At 63.5% G+C, this 22,285-nt stretch carries 20 protein-coding genes; 10 read left to right on the top strand and 10 right to left on the bottom strand.

Annotated features, from left to right (window positions below; all coding sequences use genetic code 11):
* From DKW65_RS04440 to rpsB, 6 genes are all read right to left on the bottom strand, one after another.
* On the bottom strand, window positions 1-822 hold the full coding sequence (locus DKW65_RS04440; protein WP_111656131.1) for a phosphatidate cytidylyltransferase: 822 nt from the start codon (window positions 820-822) through the stop codon (window positions 1-3).
* Window positions 816-1,562 (bottom strand): polyprenyl diphosphate synthase, encoded by a 747-nt coding sequence (gene uppS / locus DKW65_RS04435; protein WP_111656130.1) that lies wholly within the window; start codon window positions 1,560-1,562, stop codon window positions 816-818. Before uppS ends, DKW65_RS04440 begins: the two co-directional genes overlap by 7 nt.
* Window positions 1,563-1,672: 110 nt before the next feature.
* The gene (gene frr, locus DKW65_RS04430; RefSeq protein WP_111656129.1) at window positions 1,673-2,230 is read right to left on the bottom strand and encodes a ribosome recycling factor; all 558 of its coding nucleotides are present in this window, start codon (window positions 2,228-2,230) and stop codon (window positions 1,673-1,675) included.
* Window positions 2,231-2,259: 29 nt separating this feature from the next.
* On the bottom strand, window positions 2,260-3,012 hold the full coding sequence (gene pyrH, locus DKW65_RS04425; RefSeq protein WP_211315740.1) for a UMP kinase: 753 nt from the start codon (window positions 3,010-3,012) through the stop codon (window positions 2,260-2,262).
* A gap of 200 nt (window positions 3,013-3,212) precedes the next feature.
* Complete coding sequence (tsf, locus tag DKW65_RS04420) at window positions 3,213-4,094, bottom strand: translation elongation factor Ts (RefSeq protein WP_111656127.1); 882 nt, start codon at window positions 4,092-4,094, stop codon at window positions 3,213-3,215.
* Between the two features lie 93 nt (window positions 4,095-4,187).
* Complete coding sequence (gene rpsB, locus DKW65_RS04415; protein WP_111656126.1) at window positions 4,188-4,946, bottom strand: 30S ribosomal protein S2; 759 nt, start codon at window positions 4,944-4,946, stop codon at window positions 4,188-4,190.
* Window positions 4,947-5,246: 300 nt separating this feature from the next.
* On the opposite strand from rpsB, the gene map reads away from it, so the two are divergent.
* From map to DKW65_RS04365, 10 genes are all read left to right on the top strand, one after another.
* On the top strand, window positions 5,247-6,023 hold the full coding sequence (map, locus tag DKW65_RS04410; protein WP_111656125.1) for a type I methionyl aminopeptidase: 777 nt from the start codon (window positions 5,247-5,249) through the stop codon (window positions 6,021-6,023).
* A gap of 84 nt (window positions 6,024-6,107) precedes the next feature.
* Entirely contained in the window at window positions 6,108-8,816 is a 2,709-nt protein-coding gene (locus DKW65_RS04405) for a [protein-PII] uridylyltransferase (protein ID WP_111656124.1), read from the top strand.
* An 11-nt stretch (window positions 8,817-8,827) separates the two neighbouring features.
* Window positions 8,828-10,012, top strand: coding sequence for a succinyldiaminopimelate transaminase (gene dapC / locus DKW65_RS04400; RefSeq protein WP_111656123.1), 1,185 nt, complete (start codon window positions 8,828-8,830; stop codon window positions 10,010-10,012).
* A gap of 14 nt (window positions 10,013-10,026) precedes the next feature.
* On the top strand, window positions 10,027-10,374 hold the full coding sequence (locus tag DKW65_RS04395) for a Spx/MgsR family RNA polymerase-binding regulatory protein (RefSeq protein ID WP_111656122.1): 348 nt from the start codon (window positions 10,027-10,029) through the stop codon (window positions 10,372-10,374).
* Between the two features lie 530 nt (window positions 10,375-10,904).
* Complete coding sequence (gene dapD / locus DKW65_RS04390) at window positions 10,905-11,939, top strand: 2,3,4,5-tetrahydropyridine-2,6-dicarboxylate N-succinyltransferase (protein WP_211315739.1); 1,035 nt, start codon at window positions 10,905-10,907, stop codon at window positions 11,937-11,939.
* 11 nt (window positions 11,940-11,950) lie between these two features.
* Window positions 11,951-13,105: a succinyl-diaminopimelate desuccinylase gene (gene dapE / locus DKW65_RS04385; protein ID WP_111656120.1), complete on the top strand. Its 1,155-nt coding sequence runs from the start codon at window positions 11,951-11,953 to the stop codon at window positions 13,103-13,105.
* 25 nt (window positions 13,106-13,130) lie between these two features.
* Entirely contained in the window at window positions 13,131-13,481 is a 351-nt protein-coding gene (locus tag DKW65_RS04380; RefSeq protein WP_111656119.1) for a hypothetical protein, read from the top strand.
* An 89-nt stretch (window positions 13,482-13,570) separates the two neighbouring features.
* Window positions 13,571-15,160: an aldehyde dehydrogenase family protein gene (locus DKW65_RS04375; RefSeq protein ID WP_111656118.1), complete on the top strand. Its 1,590-nt coding sequence runs from the start codon at window positions 13,571-13,573 to the stop codon at window positions 15,158-15,160.
* Between the two features lie 420 nt (window positions 15,161-15,580).
* Window positions 15,581-17,287: an amidase gene (locus tag DKW65_RS04370; RefSeq protein ID WP_111656117.1), complete on the top strand. Its 1,707-nt coding sequence runs from the start codon at window positions 15,581-15,583 to the stop codon at window positions 17,285-17,287.
* Window positions 17,288-17,920: 633 nt separating this feature from the next.
* Entirely contained in the window at window positions 17,921-18,322 is a 402-nt protein-coding gene (locus DKW65_RS04365) for a hypothetical protein (protein WP_111656116.1), read from the top strand.
* A gap of 3 nt (window positions 18,323-18,325) precedes the next feature.
* On the opposite strand, the gene DKW65_RS04360 is transcribed toward DKW65_RS04365, so the two are convergent.
* From DKW65_RS04360 to DKW65_RS04345, 4 genes are all read right to left on the bottom strand, one after another.
* Window positions 18,326-18,859: a DUF2058 domain-containing protein gene (locus tag DKW65_RS04360; RefSeq protein ID WP_111656115.1), complete on the bottom strand. Its 534-nt coding sequence runs from the start codon at window positions 18,857-18,859 to the stop codon at window positions 18,326-18,328.
* A gap of 18 nt (window positions 18,860-18,877) precedes the next feature.
* Entirely contained in the window at window positions 18,878-19,747 is an 870-nt protein-coding gene (locus tag DKW65_RS04355) for a Dyp-type peroxidase (RefSeq protein ID WP_111656114.1), read from the bottom strand.
* A gap of 77 nt (window positions 19,748-19,824) precedes the next feature.
* On the bottom strand, window positions 19,825-21,525 hold the full coding sequence (locus tag DKW65_RS04350) for an acyl-CoA dehydrogenase family protein (RefSeq protein WP_111656113.1): 1,701 nt from the start codon (window positions 21,523-21,525) through the stop codon (window positions 19,825-19,827).
* A 13-nt stretch (window positions 21,526-21,538) separates the two neighbouring features.
* Window positions 21,539-22,180 (bottom strand): TetR/AcrR family transcriptional regulator, encoded by a 642-nt coding sequence (locus DKW65_RS04345; protein WP_111656112.1) that lies wholly within the window; start codon window positions 22,178-22,180, stop codon window positions 21,539-21,541.
* Window positions 22,181-22,285 lie beyond the last annotated feature (105 nt).

The raw sequence follows: 22,285 nt of genomic DNA, 5'->3' as shown, positions 1-22,285 counted from the left end.
TCAGATGCCTCCCGGCAGGCCGAACCAGCTCAGACCGGCCAGTGCCACCGGCAATGCCGCCGTGACGCTGTCGATGCGGTCCAGCATGCCGCCATGGCCGGGCAGGATGGTGCCGCTGTCCTTCACACCACGCTGGCGCTTGACCATGCTTTCAAACAGATCGCCCAGCACCGAGGCCAGCACCGTCAGCACCGCCACCACCAGAATCAGCGGCAGCGCCCCGGTTACCGGGGCAACAAAGGGCACCAGCGCCGCCACGGCCAGGGCCAGGGCGATACCGCCGAACAGGCCTTCCAGGGTCTTGCCCGGGCTCACCGCCGGTGCCAGCTTGCGACGGCCAAAGGCACGTCCGGCGAAATAGGCACCGGTGTCCGCCGCCCATACCCAGACCAGGATGAACAGCAGCGCCCAGGGCCCGGCCAGGCCCAGCGCGCCACTGCTCTGGATATGCACCACGGCGGCCCAGGAGGGCACCAGCAGCAGCCAGCCCAGCAGCACCATGATCGGCAGGCGAGCCCATTTGGCCGCCGTGGCCGGGTAGGTCATCACCAGCACCAGCGCAAGCAGCCACCACAGCGGCAGCAGGGTGTAGAGCCAGCCCGGGGTGGCCCACTCCGCCAGACACATCAGCACGGCCAGGCTGGCCACCCAGAGCAGACGCGTGGGCAGCGCCAGGCGCCCCATCAGGGCCGACCATTCCCAGCCCGCCACCAGAAAGAAGGCGCCAGCGACCCAGGCAAAGCCCGTGCGCTCCAGAAAGAACAGAGCGCCGAGCACGATCGGCAACAGTACAAGCGCCGTAATGACGCGCTGTTTCAGCATGAGGAGTCCTCCACCCGGCCGCCAAAGCGGCGCTGACGCCCGGCGTAATCCTGCAAGGCCATCGCCAGGGCCCGGTCATCGAAGTCCGGCCACAGCACCGGCGAAAAATACAGTTCGCTATAGGCCGCCTGCCAAAGCAGGAAATTGCTGATACGGTGTTCACCGCCGGTGCGGATCAGCAGATCCGGGGGCGGCAGCTCGGCCAGACACAACTGCGCGGCCACGGCCTGCTCGTCGATCTGCGCCGGGGCCAGTTCACCCGCCGCCACCCGCTGTGCCAATCGGCGTGCGGCGCGGGCCATGTCCCATTGTCCGCCATAGTTGACCGCCACGGCGACCGTCATGGCCTGATTGGCGGCCGTCAGCGCCTCGGCCTCGGCCATGCCGCGCTGCAGGTCCTCGCTGAATGCTTCCCGTTCGCCGATGAAACACAGGCGAATACCGTTATCGTGCAGCTCGGCCACCCGCTCCGCCAGGGCCCGCAGGAACAGCTGCATAAGATGCTGCACCTCGTCCTCCGGACGCGTCCAGTTCTCGGAACTGAAGGCAAACAGGGTCAACGCCTCGATACCGCGCGCGGCACAGCCGCGTATCACGACCTGAACGGCCTGCTCTCCGGCCCGGTGGCCTTCCGCGCCAGGCAGGCCGCGGGCCTTGGCCCAGCGGTTGTTGCCGTCCATGATAATAGCGACATGTCGGGGCAGTGCGTCGCCGCCCCTGGTGGCCTCACTGTCCTGCATGACGAACCCGTAGCTGCATAACAACCTTTATAACAAACCTGTATAACAAAACCGGGCTGACAGGCAGCCCGGCTCTTGTCGGTGCCGGGCGGCGTGCCGCCCGATCCGGCTCAGATCGACATGAGTTCGTCTTCTTTACCCTTGAGGCGCTTTTCCACCTCACCCACCATGCGGTCGGTCAGTTGCTGGATCTGTTCTTCGCCCCGGCGCTCCTCGTCTTCGGAGATTTCCTTCTCCTTGAGCAGCTCTTTCAAATCACTGTTGGCATCACGGCGAATGTTACGGATCGACACCCGCGCCTGCTCGGCCTCACCGCGCACCACCTTGACCAGATCACGGCGGGTTTCCTCGGTCAGCGGCGGCAGGGGCAGACGGATGACGGTACCCGCCGTGGACGGGTTCAGCCCCAGATCGGATTTCATGATGGCACGCTCGATGTCCGGCACCAGCTGCTTGTCGAACGGCGACACGATCAGCGTGCGGCCTTCCTCGACGCCAATATTGGCCAGCTGCGACAGCGGCGTGTCTGCGCCGTAGTAGGACACCGAGATGGTGTCCAGCAGGCTTGGATGAGCCCGGCCGGTACGCACCCGCTTGAGTGCCGTCTCCAGTGCCTCCAGGCTTTTCTTCATGCGTGTTTCGGCATCTTTCCTGATATCGTCGATCACCTGCAGATCCCCTTCTTCACGTGCTCTTGTCACTCGGCGGGCGGGCGGCCCGCTTCCACCAGCGTGCCTTCACTGCCACCCAGCATCAGGTTCAGCAAGGCACCCTTCTTGTTCATGTTGAACACCCGCAACGGCATGCTGTGATCCTGGCACAGGCAGATGGCGGTCAGGTCCATCACGCCCAGCTTGTTGGCCAGCACATCATCGTAGGTCAGACGTTCATATTTTACCGCTTCCGGGTTCTTGACCGGATCTGAATCATACACGCCATCGACCTTGGTTGCCTTGAGCACCACGTCGGCGTTGATCTCGATACCGCGCAGACAGGCGGCCGAATCCGTGGTGAAGAACGGATTGCCGGTGCCGGCACAGAAGATCACCACTTCCCCGTTCTTCAGATAACGGATCGCATGACGATGATCATAGTGCTCCACCACCCCGCTCATGGGGATGGCCGACATGAGCCGGGTGCGGATATTCGAGCGCTCGAGCGCGTCACGCAGGGCCAGTGCATTCATCACCGTGGCCAGCATGCCCATATGATCACCGGCGACCCGGTCCAGCCCGGCGGCCTGCAAGGCTGCGCCCCGGAACAGGTTGCCACCACCAATCACCAGGCCCACCTGCACCCCGATACCGACCAGTTGCCCTATCTCCAGGGCCATGGCGTCCAGTACCTTGGGGTCGATACCGAAGCCTTCCTCTCCCGCCAGCGCTTCACCGCTCAACTTCAGCAGAATGCGGTTATAGCGCGGCGACCGGTCCTTGCTTGCACTGGGCATATCCAACTCTCCACCGCTCATAAGATACCAGCCAGTTACCGATTGCCTGATAAGACGTCGCATGTCGCGACAGGTTCAGCGCCTGTGATGATGCGCCATTCACTGGCAGAGTGCCACGCCCTGGCGGGACCCCACCTGCAAAAACGCCTTGCCGGGAAACCCGACAAGGCGTCTGCATGACATTACCGCGTGGCGATGGATCAACCCTTGTTGACCTGGGCCATCACCTCGGCGGCAAAATCGGTTTCTTCTTTCTCGATACCCTCGCCAACCACCAGGCGGTTGAACGCCAGGATTTCAGCACCGGCATCCTTCACCAGCTTGCCGACGGTGGTGTTCGGGTCTTTCACGAACGGCTGCTCGACCAGGCTGATTTCCTTGAGGAACTTCTGGATACGACCACCCAGCATCTTCTCAACGATTTCTTCCGGCTTGCCTGCCATATCCGGCTGGGCACGGATGATTTCCTTCTCGCGCTCCAGTTCGGCTTCCGGCACTTCAGACGGGTTGACCACCTGCGGCGCCACGGCCGCCACGTGCATGGCCACGTCTTTGCCCAGTGCCTCGTCGCCCCCTTTCAGGGCCACCAGCACACCGATCTTGCCGCCGTGCACGTAAGCCCCCAGTGCGGTTTCAGCGCTCAGGATGGCAGCGCGGCGCACCTGGATGTTTTCACCGATCTTCTGGATCAGGGCTTCACGCGCCTGCTCCACGGTGCTGCCATCGGCCAGCGTGACAGCAGCGATATCAGCCGCCTCGGTCTTGCCAGCGGCCAGTGCTGCAGCGGCCACCTTGTTGGCAAAGCCCAGGAAGTTCTCGTCGCGAGCAACGAAATCGGTCTCGGAGTTGATTTCCACCATGATGGCGGTCTTGCCGTCGTCGCTCACGGCCACGGCAATGGCGCCTTCAGCAGCGGTACGGCCAGCTTTCTTGGCCGCCTTGGCCTGACCTGACTTGCGCAGGTCGTCGATGGCCCGTTCGATATCGCCCTCGGCTTCAACGAGTGCTTTCTTGCACTCCATCATGCCCAGGCCGGTGCGTTCACGCAGTTCTTTCACCAGAGCAGCAGTTACAGCAGCCATGATTCACCTCTCTTGCGGAATCCGGTTGTCAGTTGTGCATGCGGGGGCCTGGCCCCCGCATGACGTACGGCATATCTTGCGGCAGGTCGCCGATCAGCCCTGGGCTTCGCCAGCAGCTTCCTCGACCTCGACGAAACCGTCGCTGTCGCCACCCGGTGCCTGGGTCGCAGCGTACTGACGGCCTTCGATGATGGCGTCGGCCACGGCGCTGACATACAGCTGGATGGCGCGAATGGCGTCATCGTTGCCCGGGATGATGTAGTCGACACCGTCCGGGTTGCTGTTGGTGTCCACCACGGCAATCACCGGAATACCCAGCTTGCGGGCTTCCTGGACAGCGATGTCTTCGTGGTCCACGTCGATCACGAACAGGGCATCCGGCAGGCCGCCCATGTCCTTGATACCGCCGATGGAGCGTTCCAGCTTCTCCATCTCGCGACGGCGCATCAGCGCTTCTTTCTTGGTCAGCTTGTCGAAGGTGCCGTCGTTGGCCTGGGCTTCCAGGTCACGGAACCGTTTGATCGACTGACGAATGGTCTTCCAGTTGGTGAGCATGCCGCCGAGCCAGCGGTGGTCGACGTACGGCATGCCGCAGCGGGTCGCTTCTTCAGCTACCGCTTTCTGCGCCGCACGCTTGGTGCCCACGAACAGAATCTTGTTGTTGCTGGACGCCAGCTTGTTGACGAAGCTCAGGGCATCGTTGAACAGCGGCAGGGTCTTTTCCAGATTGACGATGTGGATCTTGTTGCGCGCGCCAAAAATGAACGGCTTCATCTTCGGGTTCCAGAAACGGGTCTGGTGGCCAAAGTGAACGCCCGCTTTGAGCATGTCGCGCATGGTTACGCTAGGCATTGGTGAATCTCCAGTTTGGGTTGGGCCTCCATGCTCCCGCATTACCCAACCCTCCGGACGGCGCCTGTAATCTGTGAAGGCAATCCGCGCCAGGGGGGCACCCAGGGCCATGTGACGGAGCATGTGTGGATTTCCCTTGTCCCGGTCCCGACAGGTACAATGCGTACCCCTGCGGGCCGGACAGGGGCGCGCTTTATACCACGATCGCCCCCTGACAACAATCGCCAAGCGGCTGTCGGCCAGCCAGACCATTGGGTAAGCCCCTGGATAAGCCACTGAATCAAGGTGAAAAATCGCCCCATGAGCATCAGCCTGAAGAGCCCCGAGGACATCGCAGCCATGCGCGAGGCCGGCCGCCTGGCCGGCGAGGTCCTGGACATGATCGGTGAACACGTCCAGCCCGGCGTCACCACCGAGGAACTGGACCGCCTCTGCCACGACTATATGGTCAACACCCAGCAAGTCATCCCCGCCTGCCTGGGCTACCGGGGCTTCCCCAAATCCGTGTGCACCTCGGTCAACCATGTCATCTGCCATGGCATCCCCAGCGACCGCAAGGTGCTCAAGAAAGGCGACATCATCAATATCGACGTGACCGTCATCCGCGATGGCTGGCATGGCGACACCAGCAAGATGTTCTTTGTCGGCGAACCCTCGGTGCTGGCGAAACGCCTGGTGGAAGTGACCCGGGAATGCATGATGAAGGGCATCGAACTGGTCCGCCCGGGCACCCGGCTCGGCGATATCGGCCACGCCATCCAGCAGCATGCCGAGTCACACCGCTTCTCGGTGGTGCGTGAATACTGCGGCCACGGCATCGGCAAGGTCTTCCATGAAGAGCCGCAGGTGCTGCACTATGGCAAGCCCGGCACCGGTCTGGTGCTGGAAGAAGGTATGGTGTTCACCATCGAGCCGATGATCAACGCGGGCAAACAGCACACCAAACTGCTGCCCGACGGCTGGACGGTGGTCACCAAGGATCACAAGCTCTCTGCCCAGTGGGAGCACACCATCGCCGTGACCCGCGATGGCTTCGAGGTGCTGACCCGGCGGCAGGAAGAAACCGACCTGGCATGATGCTTGCCGGGCACTGGTAGCCCGGCGCACCGTGCGCCGCCCTGCTCACACCGCCCTGCTCACACATTGCCGAGCCCGACCTGCATGACATTTGAACCGGCCCTGACACGCGAACAGATCACCGCCGCCCTGGGCGAGCACCGCAGCCCGGGCAAGGCGGCCCGCACCCTGCTGAGCGAGGGCCAGGCCCGTCTCGACGCCGCCTTCATGGACACCCCCATCCGCGACCTCGTCGGTGGCCGCGCCCTGCTGGTGGACCGCATCCTGCAAGCGGGCTGGGACCTGTTCGCCCTGGAGGGCGGTTGCGACGGCTTCCCCGACATCGCCCTGGTGGCCGTGGGCGGCTATGGCCGTGGCGAACTGCACCCGCACTCGGATGTCGATGTGCTGATCCTGCTGGCCAGCGCGCCGGGCGATGCCCTGTGCGGCAAACTGGAACAGTTCGTTGCCTTCCTCTGGGACACTGGCCTGGAAATCGGCCACAGCGTGCGCACGCTGGACGAATGTGTGGACCTGGCCCGCGAAGACATCACCGTGGCCACCAATATCATGGAAGCGCGTACCCTGGCTGGCGACGACACCCTGCGCGCCCGGCTGGCCGAACGCACCGGCCCCACGCATATCTGGCCCACCGCCGACTTCTATGCCGCCAAGTGCGCCGAGCAGGTGGCCCGTCACCGCAAGCACAACGACACTGAATACAACCTTGAACCGGACATGAAGAACGCCCCCGGCGGCCTGCGCGACCTGCAGATGGTCGGCTGGGTGGCGAAGCGCCATTTCGACGTGGACCGGCTCGACCAGCTGGTGGACCTGGGTTTTCTCACGGCCCGCGAATTCTCCATGCTGGAACGCTGCCAGGAAGTGCTGTTCGAAATCCGCTGGGCCCTGCACCAGGTCAGCGGCCGCAACGAAAACCGCCTGTTGTTCGATCACCAGCGCCAGGTCGCCGCCCTGCTCGGCCATGAAGACTCCAGCTCCAACCTGGCGGTGGAAGTGTTCATGAAACGTTTCTACCGCGTGTCGCTGGCCCTGTCGGTGCTCAATGAAATGCTGCTGCAGCTGTTCGATGAAGCCATTGTCCAGCACGATCAGCCGCAGCGCGTGCTGCCACTGAACCGGCGCTTCCGCATCCACAACGATTACCTGGAAGTGACCGGCCCGAAGGTGTTCGAGGAACAACCCTCGACACTGCTGGAACTGTTCGTGGTGATGGCCCAGCACCCGGACCTGAAAGGCGTGCGCGCCAGCACCATCCGGGAAGTGATCGCACATCGCAAGCTGATCGACGATGCCTTCCGGGCCGACCCGCGCAACACGGCCCTGTTCATGCAGTTGCTGCGCTCACCCCATGCCCTGTTCACGCAACTGCGGCGCATGAAACGCTACGGCATTCTGGGCCAGTACCTGCCGGAATTCGGCAACATCATCGGCCTGATGCAGTACGACCTGTTTCATATCTACACCGTGGATGCACACACCCTGCTGGTGGTGAAGAACATGCGCCGCCTGCGGCACGAGGAAACCCGGGAAAAATTCCCCCTCGCCTGCGATGTGTTCTACCGCCTGCCGAAACCGGAGCTCTTGTATGTCGCCGGGCTCTATCACGACATCGCCAAAGGGCGCGGCGGCGACCACTCCGAACTCGGCGCCGACGACGCCATCGCCTTCTGCCAGCGCCATGGCCTGAGCAGCTGGGATGCCAAACTGGTGGCCTGGCTGGTGCGCAGCCATCTGGTCATGTCGGTGACCGCCCAGCGCAAGGACATCGCCGACCCGGAAGTGGTGTACGATTTCGCCCGCCAGGTGGGCGACCTGGTGCATCTGGATTACCTCTATGTGCTGACCGTCTCGGACATCAACGCCACCAACCCGGCCCTGTGGAACACCTGGCGCGATTCATTGCTGCGCCAGCTGTATCTGGAAACCAAACGCGCCCTGCGCCGCGGCCTGAACAACCCGGTGGACAAGCAGGACTGGATCGACGAAACCCGCGACGAAGCCCTGCGCATCCTGCAACAGCGACAGCTGCCCGTGCAGCAAGTCGAACAGCTGTGGGCCGGCATCGGCGATGAATATTTCCTGCGCGAAAACGCCGTGGACATCGCCTGGCATACCGAAGCCATGCTGGCCCGGGACAATCCCGGTGCGCCCCTGGTACTGATTCGCGAAACCAGCAGCAGCCAGCATGAAGGCGGCACCCAGATTTTTGTCTATACCCCGGACACCGAGAACCTGTTCGCCGCCACGGTAAACGCGCTGGACCAGCTCAACCTGACCATCATGGACGCACGCATCATCACCTCGGCCGATGGCTTCAGCCTGGACAGCTATATCGTGCTGGATGAACACGGCACCCCCATCGGCAACGACCGCCCGCGCCTGGATGCCATCCGCGAAACCCTGACCGAGGCCCTCTCGGACCCGGGCAACTTCGGCGATATCGTCCAGCGCCGCATGCCCCGTCGCCACCGCCACTTCAAGGTGCCGACACGGGTCATCATCAGCAACGACATCGTCAACGATCACACGGTGGTGGATATCCTCACCCTGGACCGCCCCGGCCTTCTGGCCCGCGTCGGCCGCCTGTTCATGGAGTTCGGCCTGCTGTTGCAGAATGCCCGCATCGCCACCCTGGGTGAGCGCGCCGAAGACGTGTTCTTCGTGACCCAGAAAGACGGCACCCCGATCTCCGACCCGGCCCTGTGCGAACGCCTGCAGCAGCGCCTGATCGAAGAACTGGACGACACCACCAGCGACGCCACCCTGCCTGCCAACGGCCTGTCCATCTGAGCACGAGACCCATGAATCCTGATCTGGACCTGTTGCATCCCTACCCCTTTGAAAAACTGGCACAGCTGTTCGACGGCCTGAGCCCGGCCAGCAAACCGCCGATCGCCCTGTCCATCGGCGAACCCCAGCACCCGGCCCCGGCCCTGGTGCAGGACGCCCTGCGCGCCCACAGCGCCGAACTGGCCCGCTACCCCACCACCCTCGGCCTGCCCGCCCTGCGCGAGACCATCGCTGGCTGGCTGAAACGGCGCTTCGACCTGAATCGCCTGGCGGTGGAACAGGTGCTGCCCGTCACCGGCACCCGCGAAGCCCTGTTCGCCTTCGCCCAGGCCGTGCTGGACCGCAGCACCCGACCGAAGGTGCTGATGCCGAACCCGTTCTACCAGATCTATGAAGGCGCCACCCTGCTGGCCGGCGGCGAACCGGAATACCTGCCCTGCACCCCCGAACACGGCCTGCAGCCGGATTACGACGCCGTCAGCGTCGACACCTGGCAGCGCTGCCAGCTGCTGTATATCTGCTCACCGGGCAACCCCACCGGCGCCGTGATGAGCCTCGAACAACTCCAGTCACTGATTCGCCTGGCCGACGAGCACGACTTCATCATCGCCTCGGACGAATGCTACTCAGAGATTTACGACCAGACGCCTCCCCCGGGGCTGCTGCAAGCCTGCGCCGACATGGGCCGCCACGACTACGCCCGCTGCGTCGTCTTCCACTCCCTGTCAAAACGCTCGAACCTGCCCGGCCTGCGCTCGGGCTTCGCCGCAGGCGACGCCGCCGTGCTGAAGCAGTTCCTGCGCTACCGTACCTACCACGGCTGCGCCATGCCCCCGCACCATCAACTGGCCAGCATGGCTGCCTGGAACGACGAGGCGCATGTGCGGGAAAACCGGCGACTGTACCGGGAAAAATTCCGCGCCGTACTGGAGATTCTCCAGCCGCTCATGAACGTCAGTGCTCCCGAAGCCGGTTTTTACCTGTGGCCGGAAGTCCCCGCTGGTGATGACGAACACTTTGCCCGCGAGCTCAAGCGCACTGAAAACGTCACGGTGCTGCCGGGCCGCTACCTGTCCCGCGACGTGGGCGGCCTGAATCCCGGCGCCGGCCGCGTGCGCATGGCACTCGTGGCCACGCTGGAGGAATGCGAGGAAGGCGCACGCCGCATCCGCCGCTTTATCGAACATACTTATTGAGGGAACAGCAACTGATGACGGTCACGATCTACGGCATCAAAGCGTGTGACACCATGAAGAAGGCGTTTACCTGGCTGGACGAAGCCGGTATCGACTACACCTTCCACGATTACAAGAAAGCGGGCGCGCCGAAATCAAAGGTCGCGGCGTGGATCAAGCGCGAAGGCTGGGAAGTCATCATCAACCGGCGTGGCACCACCTGGCGCAAGCTGCCCGAGGACGTGCGCGCTGACATGGATGCGGCCTCTGCCGTGGACGCTGCCGTCGAGAATCCCTCGCTTATCAAGCGGCCCGTGGTGGAGTATCCCGGCGGGTTGCTGGTCGGTTTTTCTCCTGACGACTGGGCTGAGGCGCTGAAGTAACTCTGTGCTTTTTTGCTGATTGGGAGGCATGGCCCTCGGGGGGCGGGTAAAGGGTTTCTGGACACGCCGTGAACCCGTCCATGGGGGCTCTCGTTCGGCATCCATGCCTCTCGAAGGTCCAGAAACCCTTTACCCGCCCCCCGAGGGCCGTCACGCGCAGCCCGATCTTCAAGCTGGCAGGAGGCCGTTGGTTTTGTTCCTCCAGACCGTTCTATAACCACCAGACTTCAAATCTCGCTGCGGCGTTGAGGCGGGGTACGCCCTGTAGGGACATCTTTGGCCATGGGTGAGGCAAGCGTTTTGCAAAGCATGCTTTGCGCGCCGCCGAACGCACGCCATCTGTGATGGCGGGCCGGACCCGGAGGGCCAAAGAAAGAGCGCCCAGGGATGGCTTGAGCGGTCCCGGAAGGGCGTACCCCGCCTCAACGCCTCTCTGCTGGAGGGTGACCCACTCCGCCAAACACTGAAATCCCGCCCACGCTCGGGCATAATAACGGCCTCTGCTATCGACAGACCGACAAAGGATTATCATGAGCAAGGTTTTCGCCCTGGCACTGGGCTGCGGCACCCAGAATCGTGACGAGCAGTGGCTCGAAGTCTATTACCCGGCCCCGGTCCTGCACCCGGACAACGCCCTGATCGAGGCCGTGCGCGACACCCTCGATTACGACGGCGGCAACGTCGCCATCGAGCTCAGCCACCGGCAAGTCGGCCACCTGGCCCGCGCCTGGCGCGAAGCCGACCACGAAGACCAGGCCAGCTACGCCGTGGCCTTCCAGGAATCCGACAATCCGGTCGTTCTGACCATTCTGGAAACTGACGCCGAGCCCGCCTCGACGCCGGAAGCCTATCTGAAACTGCACCTGCTCTCGCACCGGCTGGTGAAACCCCACGGCGTCAACCTCAGCGGCATCTTCCCGCTGCTGCCGAACGTCGCCTGGACCAGTGAAGGGGCCGTGGACCTGAACGAACTGCCCGAGCGGCAGCTGATGGCACGTCTGGATGGCCGCGTACTGAGCGTGGATTCGGTGGACAAGTTTCCGAAAATGACCGACTACGTCGTGCCCAAGGGCGTGCGTATCGCTGACACCGCGCGTATCCGTCTGGGCGCCTACATCGGTGAAGGCACCACGGTCATGCACGAAGGCTTCGTCAACTTCAATGCCGGCACCGAAGGCCCAGGCATGATCGAAGGCCGGATTTCGGCAGGTGTGTTTGTCGGCAAGGGTTCCGATATCGGCGGCGGGGCCTCCACCATGGGTACGCTGTCCGGTGGCGGCAACATCATCATCTCGCTGGGCGAAGGCTGCCTGCTCGGCGCCAATGCCGGCACCGGGATTCCGCTGGGCGATCGTTGCACCATTGAATCCGGCCTCTACATCACCGCAGGCACCAAGGTGAAGCTGCTGGACGAGAACGGCCAGTTGGTGGATACCGTAAAAGCCCGTGATCTGGCAGGCCAGAGCGATCTGCTGTTCCGGCGCAATTCGGAATCCGGTGTGGTCGAGTGCCTGGCCAACAAGAGCGCCATCTCCCTGAACGACGCCCTGCACAAGCACAACTGAGGCCAGACGGTATGTCCGAGCAGTCGGTATCACTGGAAAACCGGGTGCTGGCCTATGCCAGCGAACTGATCCGCCGCGCCTCGGTGACACCTGACGATGCAGGGTGTCAGCAGTGGCTGGCCGAGAAGCTGGCGGCACTGGGTTTCCAGTGCGAGCACCTGCGCTTTGGTGAGGTGGACAATCTGTGGGCGCGGCGCGGTGAAGCCGGGCCGGTGTTTGCCTTTGCCGGGCATACCGATGTGGTGCCCACGGGCGACCTGGACGCCTGGGATACGGATCCGTTCGCGCCGACGGTGCGTGACGGGCTGCTGTATGGGCGCGGGGCGGCGGACATGAAATCGTCGATCGCAGCCATGCTGGTGGCGGTGGAGGATTTTGTCGGAGCCCATCCGGACCATCAAGGCAGCATTGCCTTCCTGATTACCGCCGACGAAGAAGGCCCGGCGGTAAACGGGACCGTGAAGGTGGTGGAGACGCTGGAGGCGCGCGGCGAGAAGATCACCTGGTGCCTGGTGGGGGAGCCGTCCTCCACCGACACCTTCGGCGACATCATCAAGAATGGCCGGCGCGGGTCGCTGGGCGCCCGACTGAAGGTGAAGGGCATTCAAGGGCATGTGGCCTATCCGCACCTGGCGCGCAACCCGGTGCATCAGGTGGCGCCGGCGCTGGCCGAGCTGGCGGCGCAGGAATGGGATCAGGGCAATGCGTTCTTCCCCGCCACCAGCTTCCAGATCTCCAATATCAACGCAGGCACCGGGGCCACCAATGTGGTGCCGGGCGAGTGTGAGGTCGTGTTCAATTTCCGCTTCTCCACCGAGCTGACCGCCGATGACCTGAAAGCGCGCACCACCGCCATCCTGGACCGTCACGCCCTGGAGTATGACCTGGCCTGGACCTTGTCCGGGCAGCCGTTCCTGACCGAACCGGGGGCGCTGGTGGATGCCATGCGTGCGGCGATCCGCGCGGCCACAGGCCGCGAGACCACGCTGTCCACGGCGGGCGGCACCTCGGACGGTCGCTTTATCGCGCCCACCGGGGCACAGGTGGTGGAACTGGGGCCGGTCAATGCCAGCATTCACAAGATCAATGAGTGCACGCCGGTGGCCGAGCTCGGCCCGCTGGCAGCCGCCTACCGGGGTACCCTGGAGGGCTTGCTGGCACCTTGACGCCTGCTCCCCTAGACTTTCTGTCATGAGCAAGGATTTGTCGTTCAAAGCCCAGCAACGTGAAGCCCTGCAGCGCAAGATCGACGCCTACCTGGCCAAGGGGGGGCGCATCGAGACGGTGCCGCCGGGGGTTTCCGGCGCGCCCACCGGCGGTGACTGGCAGCGCCCGGCACGCCGTGCCGGTTTCACACCGGGCAGCCCGCGCAAGCCGGAGGTCGACCGCACACCGCTGACGCGGGTCATGGCCACCATCGATGCGCGCAAGCAGCAGCAACGCCGCAAGAACCGGGTGCGACTGCAGCGCCGCCAGCCACGCCGCAAGCTGCTGTACGACGATTTCGGTGAGCCGCTGCGCTGGCAGTGGGTCGACGAATAGACCTACTTGTGTTCACATCACTCCTGTTCACACCCATGCACTGAAACCGTGCCAGACAACACGCCCGACACAATAACGAGGAACCGCGCATGAACATCGCCGCGCCCGGCTTGCCGCAGGTGGAGGATGTCAATCCGGCCACCGGCGACGCCTTTTTCCAGCTCTCGGAAACCGATCTCTCCACCCTGCCGGACCTCATGGTCCGCGCCCGCCAGGCCCAGGCGCAGTGGGCCGCCCGGTCATTCGCCGAACGCGCCCGTCACATCACCCTGATGCGCCGCTATATCGTGGATAACGCCGAGCACATTGCCGGCGTGGTCAGCCAGAGCAACGGCAAGACCCGTGTCGATGCACTGGCTACCGAAGTGCTGCCCTGCGCCCTGGCGTGCAAGTGGTACGCTGGCAATGCTGGCAAGGTACTCAAGCCGCGCAGCCGCCCCAGCGGCAGCATCCTGTTCTTCAACAAGCGCAGCCGCATGGAGCATGTGCCGCTGGGCGTGGTGGGCATCATCAGCCCGTGGAACTACCCCCTGTCGATCCCGTTCGGGGAAATCGTCATGGCCCTGATGGCGGGCAACGCCGTATTGCTGAAAGTGGCTGCTGCCACCCCCGCCGTGGGCAAGGTGATCGAGGATATCGTCGCCGCTGGCGATCTGCCGCCCGGGCTGTTCCAGCATATCGTCGGCTCGGGCAGCAAGGTGGCCACCGGCTTTTTCGAGCATGGCATCAACAAGCTGTTCTTCACCGGCTCGGTAAATGCCGGCAAGGTGCTGATGGCCCAGGCGGCGGAAACCCTGACCCCCGTCTCCCTGGAGCTGGGCGGCAATGATCCGATGATCGTGCTGGAGGATGCCGACCTGGAACGTGCCACCAACGGCGCCGCCTGGGCGGGTTACCAGAATGCCGGGCAATCCTGTGGCGGGGTCGAACGCATTTATGTCGTCGCCAGCGTGTACGACGACTTCGTCCGCCTGCTGGCCAGCAAGACCCGCGCCCTCCGGCATGGACCCGGCCACCAGCGCTTTGACGTGGACATCGGCTGCCTCACCACCGCCGGCCAGTTGCGCACGGTGCAGCACCATGTGGAGGACGCCCTGGGCAAGGGCGCGAAAATCGCCGCCCAGTCCAGCGGCACCGAGGGGGGCCTGTTCCACCCGGCCACATTGCTGACCGATGTCACCGACGACATGATCACCCTGCGTGACGAAACCTTCGGCCCGGTGCTGGCGGTCGTTCGCGTGGCCGACGAGGAAGAAGCCATCCGCCGCGCCAACGATTCCTACCTGGCCCTCACCTCTTCCGTCTGGACCCGCAACAACCGGCGCGGTCGGGCCATTGCCTCACGGCTGGAATCCGGCGTCACCACCATCAACGACCACCTCTATACCCACGGGCTGTCGGAAACGCCCTGGGGCGGCTGGAAGCAATCCGGTATCGGCCGCACCCACGGCCCCGAAGGCCTGCTGGAAATGACGCAACCGAAAGTCATCAACTGGGATCTGCTCCCCGCCAAGCGCAATCTCTGGTGGTATCCGTTTGACGAGACCACCTGGCAGGGGCTGCTCAACGCGCTGCGCTTCGTGTTCCCCCGCTCTGCCGGCGAGTGGCTCGGCAGCAGCCTCAAGCTCACTCCCTTCCTGCTGAAGAAGATGTTCACCGGCTGGAAAACCGACCAGTAAATCGTCCTGGTACAGCCCGGCATACGCCGGGCTTTCGGGATGATGCACAGCAAAAATGACCAGCCAGTCATAACATGGACGTCCATTATTAATTGGACACCCATCAATAAATATCATTTAAAACAATAACTTAGTGCACCATTCTGGCACTCCGTGCACTGTGATCCTGCACCATCATCCTGCCATTCCCCATCAGATACTCCCGACAATCCCCTATAAACACTAGGTATACATTCTTATAAAACATACACATACCTTCGCATGATGGCGACATGCCAGCTCTGGCACGTCCCCTGCTTTCACCTGCCCGTGACCGGGAAGGCCCCTGGTCAATCCATCGAACGTAGGGAGGCAACCACCTCTGTCGTGCTCGGCACTTTTGCGCTGACCGCCGCACGACGTCGTATCAGGACCGCAGTTATGTTCAACATGAAGCTGATCGTCAGCACCGCCATGCTTGCCACGGCGCTGACCGGATGTGGGGGCTCATCATCCAGCAGTTCCTCACCCTCCGAACCCACCCCTCAACCCTTCTCGTTTTCTGAAGCCACAGTGGCCAGCGTTCACGCCGCCATCCTGTCCGGAGAGAAAACCTGCGAAGACATCGTGCAGGGGTATATCGACCGTATTGAAGCCTATGACTTCAGCATCGAAGGCCCGGAACTGACCTCCGTGGTCGCCATCAACCCCGACGCCATCAACCAGGCCATCGAATTCGATCTCAACTTCCCGGTCACCGGTATCGACAAGCCCCTGTCCTGCATTCCGATACTGCCGAAAGACAACATCAACACTGCAGAAATGCCCACCACCGGCGGCGCGACCGCTTTCGAGTTCAACCAGCCCACCAGCGATGCCTACATCATCAACGGCCTGCGCAATGCGGGCGCCATCGTCATCGGCAAGGCCAACCAGGATGAGCTGGCTTTCGGCTTCGTCGGTCGCAGCTCAGTACGCGGTCTGGTGAAAAACGCCTACGATCACAGCAAAGGCGCCGGGGGCTCGTCCTCTGGCACGGGTGCCGCCATCGGCGCCAGCCTGGCGGTGTTCGGTCTGGGCACCGACACCGGCGGCTCGATCCGCGTCCCCTCGTCCCTCGGCGGCCTGGTCGGCATCCGCCCCAGCCTGCGCCTGCTGAGCCTGGACGGTGTCATGCCACTGGCTACCTTCCAGGATACCGCCGGTCCCATGTGCCGTACCGTGGAAGACTGCGCGCTGGCCATGGACGCCATGGTCGGCTTTGATCCGGGCGCCTACTCCAACCAGCGCAGCCGCTTTGATATCGACGCGCCACTGATCAGCACCGGCGGCGAATATCAGGCCGTGACCGGCATCCCCGCCACCTACACCGCTTTCCTTGACAAGGACGGCCTGAAGGGCGCACGCATCGGCGTGGTGCGCAGTCTGTTCGGCAACGGCAATGGCGACAACGGCATCATGCAGGCCGTCCTGAACGAGGCGCTCGACAAGATGCGTGAAGCAGGCGCGGTCGTGGAAGACGTGGTGATTCCGGATCAGAGCACCATCCTCAGTCGCTATGCCAGCCTGTCCGGCCTGGAGTTCGCCCGCGATCTGCAGGAGTATCTGCAATCCTGGACCAGCGATATGGATGGCCACCTGCGCACTTACCAGGCATTCCAGGACAGCGGCGGCTACCTGAGCAACAACACCAACACGATTCGCAACCGCAACAACATCGGCGAGGATCTGTCAGAGAACGCGACCTACCTTCGCAACACGGTCGAGCGCCCGGCCTATGTACGCCCACGTCTGATGCAGACGCTGGACAACATCGACAATGCCGGTCGTCCTGCGGGCGAACCCTACGATGTGCTGCTCTATCCAACCTTGCAGAACCTGGCGGGCAGCCTGGGCGGCAACCCGAGTGCGGGCAGCGCCAACCGTCTTTCACCCTTCTCGGGCTTTCCGACACTCACCCTGCCAGCTGGCATGGCCGGTGCGGACCATGGTGTTGATCCGGCACTGCCGGTGGGCATGGAAATGCTGGCCCGCGAATTCGACGAAGCCACGCTGATCCGTATCGCCTACGCCTTCCAGGAAACGGCGAAACCGCGCCAGGCCCCGGTGCACTACCCGGAGCTGGTTGCTGAGGAAGAAGACCAGTAATAACACCATCGCAACATGAAGAACGTCGACGTGGGAGCGTCGGCGTTTTTTTTCATTCTGTCTGGTGAGGTGGTTATGGCCCTCGGGGGGTGGGTAAGGGTTTTCTGGACACGCCGCAAGTACATCCATGTAGGCTCTCGTTCGGCATCCATGCCTCTCGAAGGTCCAGAAAACCCTTACCCACCCCCCGAGGGCCGTCACGCACAGCCTGGCTAAAAACGTTCAGCCAACTGACGGTTTTGTTCCTCCAGAAAATCCGATAGCCGCCTGACTCTGAATCATCCACCGGCGTTGAGGCGGGGTGCGCCCTGGAGGGACATCTTTGGCCAGGGATGGCCAAAGAAAGAGCGCCCAGGGACGGCTTGAGCGGTCCCGGAAGGGCGCACCCCGCCTCAACGCCTCTCTGCTGGAGGGTGACCGCAGCCCGCTCCCATGTTGGTGCAGCGGCATCATTAGAGCGCACCAAAATTGCGCAATAACGCCGCATGGGCCAACACCTTCACCCATGAGATTTTCGCACGAGGGGCCACTACGGCGTTTTCCCGGGAAAAATGTGAAACTGGCACGGTTTCTGCCTCTGCCTGTTCACAGGAGCCTGTGTAGTATGGGCTCCCACGCAGACGGGGTAAGACCATGGAGACCGCCAAAGACACCAACTGGCTGATGCAGTATCGCCTGCTGCGCCTGGTAAACCAGTGCCGCCGGCTGATCCAGTCCGAGTTCGGAGTAAAGCTGCACCTCACCGACACCGACCTGCGCGAACGTCTGGCCGAACATGCCGGGCGCACCCGTTCCCAATCCTTGCAACGGGTCTATGCCGAACTGCGTCTGGCCCTGATCGATTTTGAAGGACCGGATGCCTTGCTGGTCACGCCGCCCCCGACACCACAGTTGAAACGCTATCGGGGACAAGTGATGCGAGAGGATGCCGACGAGGAAGACGGCCTGCCGCCGCTGCCCCGGGAGGAACCGCCGCCCGTGGTCACTGACAAGCGTCATACCCGCGTCTATCGCGGACGTGTCATCAGCAGCTGAGTCTTACCACATCAGGTCGTCGGGGATCGGGAAATCGGCATAAGGATCATCGTCGCCGTCTGCGGACGATGCCGTTTTCTCGTGCAGAGCCACGACGACTTCCGGTGAGCGCTCGCGCAGACGCAAGGCCGTTTCCCGTGGCACGACTTCGTAGCGATCGTCCTGGCGCACCACGCCCAACTGGCCTCGGGCCAGCGGTTCGATCATGGCCTGGGGCACGTAGATTTTCTGCACCTTGCGCTGGTCGGCAAACTGATAGGGGGCTTCGCCGCCTTCACGGGGCAACTTGTTGGTCGCAATAATCTGCGCTACTTCTGCCGCCAGGGCGCGCGCCCTGGTCTGGGCCTCGCGTTCGGCGTTCAAGGCCCGGGAGCGTTCCGCCTGGGCTTCGCGCGCGGCGCGCACATCGACCTGATCGTCCACGGCCTGGCCTTTCGCCTTGCGCTGCTGCGCCTGGCGTTTTTCATGTTCGGCCCGACGCGCCTGTTTCTTGTCCGCCAGACCGGCCTTGAGCAACTGATCCTTGAGGGATGCCATGGTTTATCGCGCCTTCAGCTAAATCGCCTGGAGAAAGTCGCGGGTGGGGGCATACCACCACGAACTCATCAAGGGTGTGGAGAAGGTCGTCAGACGATCCCGCACGCCGTCATCCACCATACCGTACATGCGCCGCAGCAGATAATCGAAGCGATCCAGCTCGCAGCTGAACGCCACAAAGTAGCTGCCGTGCTCGGTGGTGGTGCCATAGGGCACGCTGCGGCGCCAGATTTTCTGTGGTACGCCGTCACGGTCCACGTCGGTGCGGCCGACGTGGGCATCCACCGGCATCTCGTCGTCGGAAAATTCCACCGCGTCGGCCTTGGTGCGACCGATCACGCGCTCCTGTTCTGCCACGGACAGGGCTTCGAAGGCGTCCAGGTCATGCACCCATTTCTGGGTCAGCACAAAACTCCCGCCCACACCCGGGTGGCCTTCACCAATCAGTGCGGCCTGTTTCGCCTTGTCGCCCTGCGGATTGCCAATGCCGTCAACAAAGCCGGTCAGGTCGCGCAGGTCGTGGTAGACGAAGGCGTTCACTTCCAGTTGCGTGCTGAAGCGGTCACCCAGGGCGCGATGCACGGCCAGGGCGCCGTCGAAGGCATGGCTGCGATCCGGCGATTGTACCCAGACCAGCAGGTCGCCCTGGGTCGCGGCCACCTGCCCTTCCAGGGAGAAAGGCGGGAAATCGAAATGGCCATCCAGCATGGACCACAGATGCGGCCCGAAGGCCACGGTAATGACGGTGTGCTCTTCGTTGTTCAGGGCCAGAACGGCCCGCAACGCTTCACGCACGGCGCGCTCGGAGGTGCCGCGCGCCAGCCCGTATTCCAGAAATACCTGCTCGCGAAAACGCTTGTCAAAAATACCCGGCTGAAAGCTGCTCACCCTGGTCGACTCCCCTGGCTCGTAAGGACATGAACCTTACCAATGTGCCCGGGACTCTACCAGCAGCAAACGGTTATTCAGCGTGCCCGCCCGCGGGCAATGATCGTATCGACATCCAGCCCCTGCGGCAGGGTGCCGTAGTTACGATCGCCGTGCTCGCCAAGACGTGACGCAATGAAGGCTTCGGCTACCGCCGTGTTGCCCGCTTGCACCAGCAGGCTCGCCTGCAGGGTCAGCGCCAGTTGATCGACCACGTGGCGGGCGCGGTACTCGGCATTGGACAAGTCGCTGAACTCACCCTTGAGGTTCGCCACTGCGCGGTCCAGGACGGCGTCGGCGCCGGCGCTTCGGGCCAGTTCAGCAAACCAGACCTCCAGCACCGCCGGGGTCTTGCCCAGGGCACGCAGCATGTCCAGCGCCTGGACGTTGCCCGAGCCTTCCCAGATGGCATTGATCGGCGCTTCGCGGTATAGCCGCGCCATGATGAAGTCTTCCGTCACGCCGTTGCCGCCCAGGCACTCCATGGCTTCATAGGCGTGGAAGGGGGTGCGCTTGCAGATCCAGTACTTGCCTGCGGGCAGGCCCAGACGCAGCAGCAGTTTTTCATGTTCATTGCCAGCATCGGCGAGGCTCTTGTCGAGCGCTTCCGCCATCCGCAGGGTGATGGCCAGTGAGCCTTCGACTTCCAGTTGCAGATCAGCCAGCACGTTGCGCATCAGTGGCTGATCGATCAGCGTCTTGCCGAACGCCACTCGCCCGGCGGCGTGGTTGATGGCCTGGGCCACCGCCTGACGCTGGCCCGCCGAGGAGCCCATCATGCAATCGAAGCGGGTCATGGCGACCATCTCGATAATCGCTGGCACACCACGGCCTTCTTCACCGACCATCCAGCCCAGCGCGCCACGCATCTCGATTTCCGATGACGCATTGGCGACGTTGCCGACCTTGTTTTTCAGGCGCTGCACCTGAATCGGATTCTTGCTGCCATCCGGGCGCCAGCGTGGCACCAGGAAGCAGCTCAGGCCACCCGCTGACTGGGCCAGCATCAGGAAGGCGTCACACATCGGCGCCGAGGTAAACCACTTGTGGCCGATCAGTTCGTAGGCTTCGCCAGAACCGCTGGCACCCACCGGGGTGGCGCGGGTGGTGTTGGCGCGTACATCGGAACCGCCCTGTTTTTCGGTCATGCCCATGCCGATGGTCAGCGCCTGCTTTTCGGTGTGTGGCACATTGCGCGGGTCATAGGCGTTGGCCAGCACCTTGGGCAGCCATTCCCTGGCAAGGGACGGGGTCAGGCGCAGCGACGGCACCGACGCAAAGGTCATGGTCAGCGGGCAACCATGACCGGCTTCGGCCTGAGCCTGCAGGTAGCCCATGGCTGCGCGCGCCACATGGGCCCCGGGCTTCGGCTCGGCCCAGGCGCGGGAATGCAGGCCCGCTTCCAGCCCCAGCGCCATCAGCTTGTGGTAGGACTCGTGGTAACGCACCTCGTCCACCCGGTAGCCCTGACGGTCATGCGGGTGGAACTGCGGTTTGAATTCATTGGCCTCGAAACCCCAGCGAATCACCTCGGCACTGCCGGTGCGCGCGCCATGGGCCAGCAGCATGGGTTCGGCCCAGGCCGCACCATGACGCCGCACGCCCTCGCGCAGCGCCGTGTCGGTCTCGTAGGCGTTGTAATCTTCCAGTGCGGGGGCCTGATTGAACACCTCATGGGTGGAGGCCAGCGTCTCGGCATTGAGGGGTCCGGTATTGATGGCGTCGATCGGTCGGTTCATGTCATCTCTCCTCTCAGGCCACACCATCGGGGGCGCGGGACCAGGTTGTCTTGTCCGCTGCCGTGGCGCCGACGGCACGCAGGCAGAAGTCGGTAATGGCATCGATGGTGGCGTGATCGCCGCTGTCGGCGGCCAACGGGCCGATCAGGGCTTCTGCCATGGCGCCCACCAGGGCAGCCGCCACCAGCCGGGCCGGCTGGGGAGGCAGTTCGCCGCTCACCACCCCGGCATCAATCAGCCCGGCGAAAACGTCACTGTAGGTGTCACGGTAGATCAGCCGCGCTTCGTCCACCGCCGGGTCCACAGGCTCGGCAATCAAGGCCCAGGCAAGGCGCGGCGCCCGCAATGCCCGCAGGCAGAAGACGCGGCTGGCACGGGGCAGACGCACCGCCACCGGGGCATCACCGGCCAGCGCCTTGCGCACCGCCGCCACTTCCCGCTCGGTGGCCAGACGGAAGACCTCCGCCGCCAGCACCTCCTTGGCGCGAAAGTAGCGGTACACCGTGCCCACCCCCACACCGGCACGCTCCGCCAGCGCCTGAATGGTCAGACCGGCAAAGCCGCCCTCGCGGACCAGTTGCTCTGCGGCGGCCAGCAGGCGCTCGCGTTGCGCCGCCTTGCGCTCCCTGACCCTGGCTGTCTCTCGATAGGCCATAACCTGAATCCGTATTCATATCTTAAACAAGTGAACCCCAATTCCGGCCTTCGCGCAACACTCGCCGCAAAATTGCGTAAAAACAATCTGTTAGTGGTTCCCGCC

Source organism: Isoalcanivorax indicus (assembly GCF_003259185.1).
Lineage (GTDB): Bacteria > Pseudomonadota > Gammaproteobacteria > Pseudomonadales > Alcanivoracaceae > Isoalcanivorax > Isoalcanivorax indicus.
Note: the sequence above shows the minus strand (reverse complement) of the source record. Positions and strands in the feature narration are given on the sequence as shown.